This is a genomic window from Halodesulfurarchaeum sp. HSR-GB (genome assembly GCF_031432215.1).
In the GTDB taxonomy this organism is placed as follows: domain Archaea; phylum Halobacteriota; class Halobacteria; order Halobacteriales; family Halobacteriaceae; genus Halodesulfurarchaeum.
The window spans coordinates 1615404-1627155 of the sequence record NZ_JAVKGN010000001.1 but is presented as its reverse complement, the minus strand read 5'-3'; the positions used below and the strand labels follow the sequence as shown (position 1 = coordinate 1627155).

The window sequence follows — 11752 nt, the reverse complement described above, 5'->3', positions numbered from 1 at the left end:
GTCAGTCCGTGATCTCGCGGCGGTATCGCCACCAGGTAAGTCCGATCGCGAGCGTTCCAGCGAGGAGGAGCACCATACCGAGTCGTTGCCGGGGCGTGAACCCGAGTGCGACGATCCCACCTCCTGCAGCCAGGACGCCGACGTTCAGAAGACCCGCCTGGAGGAGGAACTCACGCCGCAACCTGGGCGGCACGTCGGCTTCGACCAGTTGCTCGGGGTCCGGTTCGACCTCTGGCGCGGTCACGTTCGGCAGGAGCGCCCTCGACTAAAAAGGGGTTTCGTCCTCAGCGGTTCTCCGCGAGCGATTCGACGGCCGTGGACTGAAGCCAGGCCAGCGGATTTTCGCCGTCGTAGAATACGATCCCGTCGACTGTCTCGTAGGATTCGATGGTTTCCGCACTCGTCTCACCGTCCGGTAATTGCGGGACGTCGGCCGCTCGATCTTCGCCCTTGGCGTGGTCGTCCACGGGAGTCACCTCGTGATGTGGTATGTGGTCACATAGTAAAGGCCTTTCCCCGCTTCCCGGTTGACTTTTCAGGTAGGCCCCACCAACGGTCATGCAATGCAGAACGCGGACCTCTCGAATTTCGGCGGCGATCCCGGCGGCGCGGTCGACTCGCGAGTCGCGGAGGCCGAGGCGGTAGCCGGGGACGCCGACCCGGTCGTCTCCGAGATCCTCTCCGCGGAGGCGGATGCCCTCCCCGACGTCGAGGAGACCATCGACCTGGCGGTCACACAGGTCGATTACACCGTCGAAGGGTCGGGCGAGCACGAGCGCCCGGTCATTCACGTCTTCGGGCGAACGGCGGACAACGATCTCGAACACGTCCGTGTCCACGGATTTCGCCCGTACTTCTACGCCCCAACGGCGACACTTGCGGATGGCGATCTCGCCAGGGACGTGATCACCGGCCACGAGGAAGGCTTCGAGAGCATCCGTGGCGAGAACCTGACCCGGATCTACGCGAAGACTCCACGGGATGTGGGAACCATCCGGGACGAGTTCGACCACTACGAGGCGGACATCCTCTTCCCGAATCGCTTCCTGGTCGATCGGGACATCACGAGTGGCATCACGGTTCCGCTGCGGCGGGGCGAGGACGGGGCCATCTACGCGCACGCGACCGAGGTCGACCCGATCGACATGAGTCCGGACCTCCGGGTGAACACGTTCGACATCGAGGTCGACGACCGGTCCGGATTCCCCGAGGACGGGGAGGAACCGATCATCAGCATCTCCAGTCACGACTCGTATCGCGACGAGTATATCGCCTGGCTCTACGAGGCCCCTAAGGGAACGGGCGAGACCCCCGACACGCTTTCCAATCACGACCCGCTCCAGGAGGACCCCTCGATCGAGGTTCGGGCCTTCGAGGACGAGGCGGCCATGCTCACGGCGTTTCTGGACTATATCGACGAGACGGACCCGGACGTACTGACCGGGTGGAACTTCGCGGACTTCGACGCCCCCTATCTCCTGGATCGACTCGACGTGTTGGGTCTGGACTCTGACCGTCTCTCCAGGGTGGGCGAGGTCTGGCGCAGCGACTGGCAGGGGCCCAGCATCAAGGGTCGGGTCGTCTTCGACCTCCTGTATGGCTATCAGCGCACCCAGTTTTCCGAACTGGACTCCTACCGCCTGGAGGCGGTGGCCGCCGAGGAAGTCGGTGTCGGGAAAGAGCGATACTCCGGGGACATCGGGGACCTCTGGGAACAGGACCCCGAGCGCTTGCTCGAGTACAACCTCCGGGACGTCGAACTCTGTGTCGAGATCGACCGGCGACAGAACATCATCGACTTCTGGGAGGAGGTCGCGGAGTTCGTCGGGTGCAAACTGGAGGACGCCACGACCCCGGGGGACGCCGTGGACATGTACGTGCTCCACAAGGTGTTCGGGGAGTTCGCGGTGCCCTCGAAGGGGACCCAGGAGAGCGAAGATTACGAAGGTGGGGCCGTCTTCGATCCGATCACGGGCGTCCGGGAGATGGTGACGGTCCTCGACCTGAAGAGTCTGTACCCGATGTGTATGGTGACCATCAACGCGTCGCCGGAGACGAAAGTCGATCCCGACCAGTACGAGGGCTCGACCTACCGGGCCCCGAACGGCACGCACTTTCGGACCGAACCGGACGGGATCATCCGCGAGATGGTGACGGAACTGCTCAGCGAGCGGGAGGAGAAGAAGGCCCGGCGGAACGAGCACGATCCGGACAGCGAGAATTACCGGCTCTACGATCAGCAGCAGGCCGCGGTGAAGGTCATCATGAACTCCCTGTACGGGGTGCTCGGCTGGGAGCGGTTCCGCCTGTACGACAAGGAGATGGGGGCCGCCGTAACCGCCACCGGTCGGTCGGTCATCGAGTTCACCGAACAGGCCGCCAACGAGCAGGGCCTGGAGGTCATCTACGGCGACACGGACAGTGTAATGTTGGAACTCGGGGAGGGCGTCTCCGTCGAGGAAGCCATCGACCGGTCCAAAGAACTCGAGGCTTACATCAACCAATCCTACGACGAGTTCGCAAAGCGGGAACTCGACGCCGACGAACACCGCTTCCAGATCGAGTTCGAGAAGCTCTATCGTCGCTTCTTCCAGGCGGGCAAGAAGAAACGCTACGCCGGCCACATCGTCTGGAAGGAGGGCAAGGAAGTCGATGACATCGACATCACGGGCTTCGAGTACAAACGCTCGGACATCGCCCCGATCACGAAGGACGTCCAGAAGACCGTGATCGAACGTATCGTCACGGAGGGGGATATCGAGGGCACCAAGGAGTACGTTCACGACGTCATCGAGTCCTTCCAGGATGGACAGGTCGATCTGGACCAGGTCGGGATCCCGGGCGGGATCGGCAAACGCCTGACCGACTACGAGACTGACACGGCCCACGTTCGCGGGGCGAAGTACGCGAACCTCCTGCTGGGAACGAACTTCACACGGGGGAGCAAACCCAAGCGCGTATATCTGAAGAAAGTCCACCCCGCCTTCTGGCAGCGAATCGAGGCCGAGGAGCCCGAAATCGCGGAGATGGACCTCTACCTCGAGTTCAAGCGCGATCCGGACGTGATCTGCTATGAGTACGCCGATCAGTTACCCGAGGAGTTCAGCGTGGACTGGGACAAGATGCTCGAAAAGACCCTGAAAGGACCGATCGCGCGGGTCCTCGAAGCACTGGATATCTCCTGGGAGGAGGTTCGAGACGGTCAGACCCAGACCGGCCTCGGGCAGTACATGTGATCAGCCCCGGGTATCTGCGGCCGGAAGCCTGAGCGTGACGACCGTGCCCCGCGGGTCGTTTCCTTCGAAACGAACATCGCCACCGGACTCCTGAACGATCCAGTAGACGACCCAGAGCCCGAGTCCGCTCGTATGTTCGAGGGCCGACTCGCCGCCCCGTTCGAGCGGTGCGACTTCGTCCGCGGGGATCCCGGGGCCGTCGTCGGCGACCTGGATGGCGACCCAGTCCGCCCCTTCGTCGACGGTTATCTCGACTGTTGGCTCCTCGCGATCGGAGTGCAAGATGGCGTTCGAGCAGAGTTCGCTCAGTGCCTCGCGAATGTCACTCGAGGCCGAGACGACAGCCGTGTCGGGTACGTCATAGGAGATCGAAGTGTGGGGGTACTCCTCACGACACCGCATTGCCCGGGCCGGAATGAGTTCCTGTAGATGGACCGTCTCGGTCGGCCGGTGCCTATCTGAGAGGACCCGCTCGACGTAGCGAGCGTTCTCCCCGAGTCGGTGGAGGCGTTCGGCCTCCGAACGGATCGTCTCGAGGGCCGTGTCGGATTTCCGGGTGCTTTCCATCGCCAGGTCAGCGTTCCCACGAATGACACTCACCGCGGAGCGGATATCGTGACGAAGAATTCGATTGAGCACGGAGAGCCGCTCTTCGAGCTTTACTCGATCCGTGATGTCCGTCTGGATGGCGACGAACGCCTCGATCTCGCCGTCAGTGCTGATCGGCGCGATCGTCTGGTGGGCATGATACTGCTCGCCGCTTTGGCGTTTGTTCACCACCGTCTCTTCCCAGACCTCGCCATCGAGGATCGTCTCCCACATCCGCTCGTAGTAGGCGGTTTCCATTTCCCCGGAGCGCAGAATCCGGGGCGTGGAACCGACCGCGAATTCGGCCGAGAAGCCGGTGATCTGCTCGAAGGCCGGGTTGACGTACTCGATAGTGGCCGCCGGATCGGTGATGTAGATCGCGTGGCCGGAGGAGTCGACCGCCCGTTTCATCCGTCGCCACTCCCGCTCGCGGCGTTTGCGAGCCGTGATCTCACGGTCGATAGCGACGAACCCGACGACACGTCCCTGGTCGTATCGCGGGAGCTTGTGGATCGAGTACCAGTGTTCCGTCCCGTCGGGGTGGGTGACCTGCCGCTCGCGATCGATTACCGGATCGCCATCGAGGACCCGCCGCTCGTCAGCGAGCACTGACTCGGCTTCCGCTTCCGGCCAGAGGTCTCGGGCGGTCTTGCCCACCAGCGCCTCCCGGCTCGTTCCGAAGAGATCGGCGTAGGTCTGCCCGACGTAAACGAGTTCGTGATCGGCGTTTTTGAAGTAGATGAGGTCGGGCGACAGCTGGACCACGGAATCTAACAGATCCCGAAAGAATTCAGGATCGCGCTCGGCCGTGGTCATTGATGGTGTGTCTATCCCTTCCACGCAAAAGGGTTCCCATCCCACCTATCCATCCGAAACGGAGCTATGTCGGGCTTTGAGCTCCACGAGATAGCCGAACGGGTCCTGAACGTACACCGAGCGGGCCGTTCCCATGGCACCGAATACCTCCCGATCGTCGAGGACTTCGACGGCGGCCGCATCCAGATCGTTGCGGATCGCTTCGATCGAGGCGTCGAGATGGATGGCCACGTGGTCAAAGTTCTGTTTCTGCGGTGGCTCGAACTCGGGGTCGGGCCAGAGGTGAAGCACTGACTGTGGAGTCAATCGGACCGCGAAAAACGGTCGCTCCCCCGCGTCGAAGGCGTCCTCGAGTTCGATTTCGAAGCCTAGCTTCTCCCCGTAGAACTCGACGGCGCGGTCCCGCCCCGCGGCTGGAATTCGCAGGTTGACGTGGTCTATCGCGACGGCGTCCATGGGATAACGGTCGCCAAACTGTCGGAAAAACGTTTGCCAGCTTAGTGCTTTTTCTCGAAGGCCGCGAACTTGTCCCGCCGGAACAGGTCGATCTCGGCGGCGGTCGAATGGTCCTGGCCCGCCGCGTAGCAGACGGCCTCGGCCACCTCGACGGGCTCGCTCACCGACCCCGGCTCGAAGCGCTCCTTGAATGACTGCCCGTCCTCGCTCCCGAATTCGGTCCGGACCTCGGAGGGGTTGATGATCGACACGGCGAGGCCCTCCTCGCCCACCTGGGCCATCACACTCTTCGCGAACCCGCGTACCCACCACTTCGTGGCGGCGTAGACGGGATTGGACGGTCGTGGGAACTGCCCGGCGAAACTGCCGATATAGATGAGATTCCCCTCGTTCTCGATGAGGTGTGGGAGGGCCGCTCGCGTGAGGAAGAAGACGCCATCGACGTTGACGTCCATCATCTGGCGATAGGCTTCTGTCTCCATCTCGGCGACGCTGTCCCCACGACCTACACCCGCGTTGTTCACCACTATGTCGACGCTACCGAACTCCTCGATGGTGGTCTCGACCAGTGCCTCGACTGCCTGCTCGTCTGTTACGTCCGTCGGAGCGACCATCGCGGTCCCGCCGTCCGACCGAATGTTGGCTGCAACCTTTTCGAGGCGGTCCTCGCGTCTCGCAGCGAGGACCACGTCGGCCCCGGCCGCGGCCAGCTGGGTCGCGCTTTCGGCTCCGATACCTGCACTGGCACCGGTGATGATCGCCGTTTGTCCGTCGAGGTGAGTTGACTCGCTCATCGGCTCGTCCTACCGGTTTGAGGGGCATGAGGGTTGGGCTCGATCGGCGCGAAACGCCGGTTGGCCGCCGGATGCGCAAGCATTAAACGTTTCTCGGACCTGGTTTAGGATGACCTAATCAATGGCGACACTCGAACTCGACAACGTTCACGCAACTGTGACAGACGAGGACGAAGAGATCCTCTCGGGCGTCGATCTCGAGGTCTCGTCGAACGAGATCCACGCGCTCATGGGCCCGAACGGGAGCGGGAAGTCGACGACCGCGAAAGTCATCGCCGGCCACCCGGCGTATACGGTAACTGAAGGTGACATCCGGCTCCATCTCGAGGACGATGACTTCGATGACGTGGAGATTCCAGAGGACAAGCGAACCTGGAGCCTGCTCGATCTGGAACCCCACGAAAGGGCGGCATTGGGCATCTACCTGGGCTTCCAGTACCCGGTCGAGATCGAGGGCGTCACTCTCTCGAACTTCCTCCGGACCGCGCTCAACGCGAAACTCGAGGAGCGGGAGGAACTGCTCTTCGGCGCGGAAGAAACCGACGAGGAGGACGGGTTCGAATCGAGCCCGCGAGACGGTCCCGAGGACGAGGGGCCTGTCAGCGTCGCGGACTTCCATGACCTTCTGGAGGAGAAGATGGATCTGCTCGACATGGACGCCTCCTTCGCCCGACGGTATCTCAACGTCGGCTTCTCCGGCGGGGAGAAAAAGCAAAACGAGGTTCTCCAGGCGGCGATCCTCGAACCGGTCGTGGCGGTCCTGGACGAGATCGACTCCGGGCTGGACATCGACCGTCTCCAGGACGTCTCGGATGGCATCAACGCGCTCCGTGACGAACAGGGCACGGGCGTGCTCCAGATCACCCACTACCAGCGGATTCTGGATTACGTCGAACCCGACCGCGTCCACATCATGCTCGACGGGGAAATCGTGATGGAGGGCGATGCGGACCTCGCAAAGGACCTGGAGGCAGAGGGCTATGACTGGGTCCGTGACCAAGTCTACGAGGCGGCCTGAATGGTGATTCCCAGATGAGTTCAGATTCCGATCTCGAAGACGCGGACACGGAGAAGCGCTTCGAGTTCAAAAAGGAGCAGTCCTCGGCCTTCGAGTCCGAGATGGGCCTGAACGAGGAGACCGTTCGGGTCATCTCCGAGGACAAGGACGAACCGGAGTGGATGCTCGAGCGTCGCCTGAAGGCCCTCGAGCACTACAAGAACATGCCGATGCCGACGGATTGGCCGGGCCAGCCCGACCTCTCCGAACTCGACATCCAGAAGATCATCCCCTACATCCGGCCGGACGTAGAGACCCGCGGCGAGGCCGAGACGTGGGAGGATCTCCCCGACGAGATCCGGGACACCTTCGACAAACTCGGGATCCCCGAGGCCGAGAAGGAGGCCCTCTCGGGCGTTGGCGCCCAGTACGAGTCCGAGGTGGTCTACCAGAACATGAAAGAACAGTGGGAGAAGAAAGGGGTCGTCTTCATGAACATGGACCGGGCGGTCCAGGAGCACCCCGAGCTCGTCAAAGAGCACTTCATGACCAAGGCCGTGCCCCCGAGCGACAACAAGTTCGCGGCCCTTCACGGGGCAGTCTGGTCCGGCGGCTCGTTCGTCTACATTCCCGAGGACGTCTCCGTCGAGATGCCGATTCAGGCCTATTTCCGGATGAACTCCGAGGGGATGGGTCAGTTCGAGCACACGCTCATCGTGGCCGAACCCGGCTCGGAAGTCCACTACATCGAGGGCTGTTCGGCTCCCCAGTATGCCACGCACAACCTGCACTCCGGGGCCGTCGAGATCTTCGTGCGCGAGGACGCACACGTCCAGTACTCGACCGTGCAGAACTGGTCGAAGAACACGTTCAACCTCAACACGAAGCGGGCCCTGGTCGACGCGAACGCCACGATGGAGTGGGTCTCGGGCAGCATGGGATCGAAAGCGACCATGCTCTACCCCTGTTCGGTCCTCAAGGGCGAGGGCGCGACGGACAACCACATCACCATCGCCTTCGCCGGTGAGGGCCAGGACATCGACACCGGGGCGAAGGTCTATCACAACGCACCGAAGACCAAGTCCACGATCGAGTCCAAGTCCATCAGCAAGGACGGCGGGCGGACGAACTACCGTGGACTCGTCCACATCGCCAACGGGGCCAGCCAGTCCTCGACCAGCGTCGAGTGTGACGCGTTGATGTTCGACAACAAGTCCACCTCGGACACCATGCCCTACATGGAGATCAACGAGTCCACCGTCGACGTGGCCCACGAGGCGACCGTCGGCAAGATCGGCGACGAGGACGTCTTCTACCTGCAGTCTCGCGGCCTCGATGACGACGACGCAAAGCAGATGATCGTCGCCGGCTTCATCGAGCCGATCACCGAGGAACTGCCGCTCGAATACGCCGTGGAACTGAATCGACTGATCGAGCTAGAAATGGAGGGGAGCCTGGGATGAGCAGTGCCCAGTTCCGCGAGGCGGTCGATCGCGAAACCGTCACCGCACTCGCCGAACAGTTCCAGGAGCCGGAGTGGCTCCTCGAAACCCGTCTTGAAGCGCTGGAAGCGATCGAGGAACTGGATTACCCCTCGGTCATTCAGACGCCGGGTCGGAAGTGGACCAACCTGGATGACCTGGACTTCGAGTCGCTGGTCGACCCGCTCTCCCAGCCCGCGGAGACGGGTCGAGCAGGCGGGGATGAGGTCGCCGTGCGTTCGATCGCCGAGACGCTTCAGGAGGACCCGGAACTCCTCGAGGAGCACTACGGAACGGTCATCGACCCGCTCGATAACCGACTGGTGGCCCTGGCGACGGCACTCCGCTCCGGTGGAACCGTCGTCCACGTGCCGGCCGACGTCGACGCCGGAACGGTCCAGATCGAGACCGAGATGAACGGCCGGTCGCGCCTGGAGTACACGTTGGTCGTCGCCGAAGCGAACAGTTCCGTGACCGTCGTCGACCGCCGTTCCTCCGGCGATCCGATCGACGCGTCGCGGTATTACGGCGGGACTGTCGAGGTCGTGGCCGGCGAGAACGCCACGGTGAACTACGGTTCGCTGCAGCAGTTCGACGACGACACCTACGCGTACACCAAATCGGAGGGCGTCGCGGACACCTACGCGGCGGTGAACTGGCTGGAAGGCAATCTGGGCTCCCGGCTCCGCAAGTCCGAGGTCGGCACGCGACTCGAAGGCGACGGCTCGGAGACCAAGACCGTCGGTGCCTTCTTCGGCCGATACGAGCAGCATTTCGACCTCGACTCGCGGGTCTGGCATCGTGGTGAGCACACCACGGCGGACCTGGTCACTCGCGGTGTCGTAGACGATCGCGCTCGTTCGGTCTACGAGGGCACCCAGGATGTCGGTCGCGAGGCCTGGGACACGAGTTCCTACCAGCGCGAGAACACCCTGATGCTCTCCGACGACAGCGAGGCCGACGCCTCGCCGAAGCTCATCATCAACAACCACGACACCGAGGCCTCCCACGCGGCCTCGGTGGGACAGGTCGACCAGCGAGACCTCTTCTACATGACCTCCCGTGGGGTCCCCGAGCAACGGGCTCGGAACATGCTCGTCGAGGGCTTTTTCGTCCCGGTCCTGGAGGAGATGGACGTCGAAGGGCTGCGCGAGGACTTCGAGGCTGGCGTCGCAGCGCGGCTGACCGAGTAAGCCGAACCCGTCACATCTTTATTCGGTTCAGTCGAATACCCGATTGCAGTCCCGTGGTGTAGTGGCCAATCATATGGGCCTTTGGACTCTCGTGGAATTCCGCGGGGGGAAGACAGCCCATGACGGCGGTTCGAATCCGCCCGGGACTATGGCAACAGGCGTCTCAGGAAATCAAATTAAAATGTGGAGTACAACTCTCGTTGCCGGGGGTTCTCATGGGTTTCGAGGGGTTGACTAATCCATGCCACCACTATTCGCCTACGGCAGTTTAATTCTCCCTACAAGTCTTGTATCTCGGTTTGAGGACTTTGACACGTCAATTGATGACGTGTATCGGGGAAATACGAATGGGAATATCAGTGGAGATGCATTGAAAGAATGGCAAAATCGGAAAGACAGAATATACTATGTTCCGGCGAAGATTTGGGGATTTCGTCGTTATTACTCTCTTGAATCGCCCAGGGGTGGAACCATGTTAGAGGTTGTTCGAACGAACGACTCAAACGACTGGATAAACGGAGTTTTAATATTTGGTTTGTCCGAGGAAGAAGAAGTCCAAGTAAAAAAGACAGAGTCCGTTTACGAATTCGCTGATGTTCGAGACCCAAAATTGGAATTTTATGTTGACGACGTTCCAAACGTGGATCTGGCTGATGTCGACCGAATCCAACTATTTTCAAAATCATATGAGATAGATAAAATTTCTACTAAACGTACACGGAACGAAACATATCATAGTAGAATAATCACTGGAATAAAGATGGTTGACGAAATGTATGATACTGACTTCGCCAAGCAGTTCTATGATGACTTCCGTGAATCTACCTTTGAAACTGCCTATGACTCAGAGGACCCTAGAGAATTTAATACCGTCAAGGAAAATGACCGGCTAAAGGGTGATCCTGATTGGCCAGTGCGAGGGTTATAAGCAAGACAATTTCTGATTTTAAAGACTCCAGCTTTGAGAAGGGAGATAAATTTCGGTATGCAGTTATTGTTCCGGAATCAGTACTTTCCAAATTTAATAATACGAACGAATATGAATATGTCAAAGTAACTCCTCAGGGGTCGGAAACGGGGGGTACACTAGCGCAAATAATTACATTTAGTAGTGAACATGACGCTGAAGAGTTTTCGACAGATGGCCTCTATTGGTCCTGTATACGAACCAAACTTCAAAAAGAAATTGGCCTTACTGTTGAGAATACTGACGAGCCGGCCGTTACAATCCAAGAAGTTGAAACGAATACGATAGATAATCTCCGGGTTCACCGAGATTCGGCTTGGGAGAATGAAAGTCGTGATATAACAACGGAAGGTCTCGCCGGGTACATATCTTCAAACGATATGGAGAATATGAAAGAATTAGAAGAGGGGGATATATGCGAACTCGTCAATCCTGAAAACGGTGCGCGTTTGCAGTTACCAGTCGAGACGTACTATCACAAGAACCGGAATGAGGGAACTATTCGACTGAATGGAAGTGCTCGCAAACTCCTTCAAGTGAAATCCAAAGACGAAGGGGACAACGATAGTGTTCGGTTACGCATTCCAACTGAAACAACTCCGATTGCTGGTTTTTCCCATAAAATCTATAATAGGATTGGCCGGTGGTTTGTAGATTACAGTTATGCCTATTTCCGGGTTCTCTCAGGGTATGATCGAGATGAGGGCCGAAATCTGGTCCGACTAAACGAAGATGGCATGAAAAGGCTCGGGATTGAAGAAAACGATCGTGTGATCTTATCCTGGAGAGGGGATGATCTAAAACGACGAAATGTACGATGTCAGTCGGCGTGGGAGGAAGATGGAGCACTCGAACCGAGTGAGTCGACTGAAGATTCATTTGGTGAGGACCAATCCCTCTCAATACGCATTCCGAGCACAGAACGAGACAAATTGAATATTAGTGTTGGAGATGTGATAAAAGTCCGACGCGATATGCAATATCAAGCCGGCAAACAAGTTGCACTATCAGCGTTCGGTATTTTGGGCGTGATTATTGGGACCAATCAGTTGATAAATATGATCTTCGATACGGTATCACTGGCGTATGTTGGAACGTCCCTTCTCTCAATAATGCTCCTCTCGGTGGTAACTGTCCGGTTGATAATGAGCCCGATTAGACAGAAGTGCCGAGTCCCGTGATGACTAATTTGACCCTGCCAGTTGTCCATTAAGCCTCCACGTA

Annotated in this window: 11 protein-coding genes and 1 tRNA gene; 7 read left to right on the top strand and 5 right to left on the bottom strand. The window is 59.5% G+C overall.

Features of this window, described 5'->3' with window-relative positions; all coding sequences use genetic code 11:
* Position 1: 1 nt before the first annotated feature.
* A complete protein-coding gene (locus RH831_RS08615) occupies positions 2-244 on the bottom strand; it encodes a hypothetical protein (RefSeq protein WP_310553790.1) in 243 nt (80 codons plus the stop codon).
* Between the two features lie 40 nt (positions 245-284).
* A complete protein-coding gene (locus RH831_RS08610) occupies positions 285-476 on the bottom strand; it encodes a hypothetical protein (RefSeq protein WP_198400440.1) in 192 nt (63 codons plus the stop codon).
* Positions 477-563: 87 nt separating this feature from the next.
* On the opposite strand from RH831_RS08610, the gene RH831_RS08605 reads away from it, so the two are divergent.
* Positions 564-3236 carry a DNA-directed DNA polymerase gene (locus RH831_RS08605; RefSeq protein WP_310553789.1) on the top strand — a complete coding sequence of 891 codons (2673 nt, stop codon included), beginning with the start codon at positions 564-566 and terminating at the stop codon, positions 3234-3236.
* On the opposite strand, the gene RH831_RS08600 is transcribed toward RH831_RS08605, so the two are convergent.
* Genes RH831_RS08600 through RH831_RS08590 form a run of 3 tightly spaced genes read right to left on the bottom strand, consistent with a single transcriptional unit; the run spans position 3237 to position 5890 of the window.
* Positions 3237-4640 (bottom strand): PAS domain S-box protein, encoded by a 1404-nt coding sequence (locus RH831_RS08600; protein WP_310553788.1) that lies wholly within the window; start codon positions 4638-4640, stop codon positions 3237-3239.
* Positions 4641-4685: 45 nt separating this feature from the next.
* A complete protein-coding gene (locus RH831_RS08595) occupies positions 4686-5096 on the bottom strand; it encodes a VOC family protein (RefSeq protein WP_310553787.1) in 411 nt (136 codons plus the stop codon).
* A gap of 41 nt (positions 5097-5137) precedes the next feature.
* Complete coding sequence (locus RH831_RS08590; RefSeq protein ID WP_310553786.1) at positions 5138-5890, bottom strand: SDR family oxidoreductase; 753 nt, start codon at positions 5888-5890, stop codon at positions 5138-5140.
* Positions 5891-6011: 121 nt separating this feature from the next.
* Here RH831_RS08590 and RH831_RS08585 point away from each other — a divergent pair, with 121 nt between their 5' ends.
* The 6 genes from RH831_RS08585 (at position 6012) to RH831_RS08560 (ending at position 11709) form a co-directional block, all read left to right on the top strand.
* On the top strand, positions 6012-6908 hold the full coding sequence (locus RH831_RS08585) for an ABC transporter ATP-binding protein (RefSeq protein ID WP_310553785.1): 897 nt from the start codon (positions 6012-6014) through the stop codon (positions 6906-6908).
* A gap of 14 nt (positions 6909-6922) precedes the next feature.
* On the top strand, positions 6923-8350 hold the full coding sequence (gene sufB / locus RH831_RS08580; protein WP_071933026.1) for a Fe-S cluster assembly protein SufB: 1428 nt from the start codon (positions 6923-6925) through the stop codon (positions 8348-8350).
* Positions 8347-9561 carry a Fe-S cluster assembly protein SufD gene (gene sufD / locus RH831_RS08575; RefSeq protein WP_310553784.1) on the top strand — a complete coding sequence of 405 codons (1215 nt, stop codon included), beginning with the start codon at positions 8347-8349 and terminating at the stop codon, positions 9559-9561. The genes sufB and sufD overlap by 4 nt, the downstream gene beginning before the upstream one ends.
* A 47-nt stretch (positions 9562-9608) precedes the next feature.
* Positions 9609-9710 (top strand) — tRNA-Gln (locus RH831_RS08570).
* A gap of 92 nt (positions 9711-9802) precedes the next feature.
* Entirely contained in the window at positions 9803-10489 is a 687-nt protein-coding gene (locus RH831_RS08565; protein ID WP_310553783.1) for a hypothetical protein, read from the top strand.
* Positions 10468-11709: a hypothetical protein gene (locus RH831_RS08560; protein WP_310553782.1), complete on the top strand. Its 1242-nt coding sequence runs from the start codon at positions 10468-10470 to the stop codon at positions 11707-11709. Before RH831_RS08565 ends, RH831_RS08560 begins: the two co-directional genes overlap by 22 nt.
* Positions 11710-11752 lie beyond the last annotated feature (43 nt).

Coding starts and splice junctions, on each gene's coding strand:
- RH831_RS08605 (WP_310553789.1), top strand. CDS start 564: ATGCAGAACGCGGACCTCTCGAATTTCGGCGGCGATCCCGGCGGCGCG.
- RH831_RS08600 (WP_310553788.1), bottom strand. CDS start 4,640: ATGACCACGGCCGAGCGCGATCCTGAATTCTTTCGGGATCTGTTAGAT.
- RH831_RS08595 (WP_310553787.1), bottom strand. CDS start 5,096: ATGGACGCCGTCGCGATAGACCACGTCAACCTGCGAATTCCAGCCGCG.
- RH831_RS08590 (WP_310553786.1), bottom strand. CDS start 5,890: ATGAGCGAGTCAACTCACCTCGACGGACAAACGGCGATCATCACCGGT.
- RH831_RS08585 (WP_310553785.1), top strand. CDS start 6,012: ATGGCGACACTCGAACTCGACAACGTTCACGCAACTGTGACAGACGAG.
- sufB (WP_071933026.1), top strand. CDS start 6,923: ATGAGTTCAGATTCCGATCTCGAAGACGCGGACACGGAGAAGCGCTTC.
- sufD (WP_310553784.1), top strand. CDS start 8,347: ATGAGCAGTGCCCAGTTCCGCGAGGCGGTCGATCGCGAAACCGTCACC.
- RH831_RS08565 (WP_310553783.1), top strand. CDS start 9,803: ATGCCACCACTATTCGCCTACGGCAGTTTAATTCTCCCTACAAGTCTT.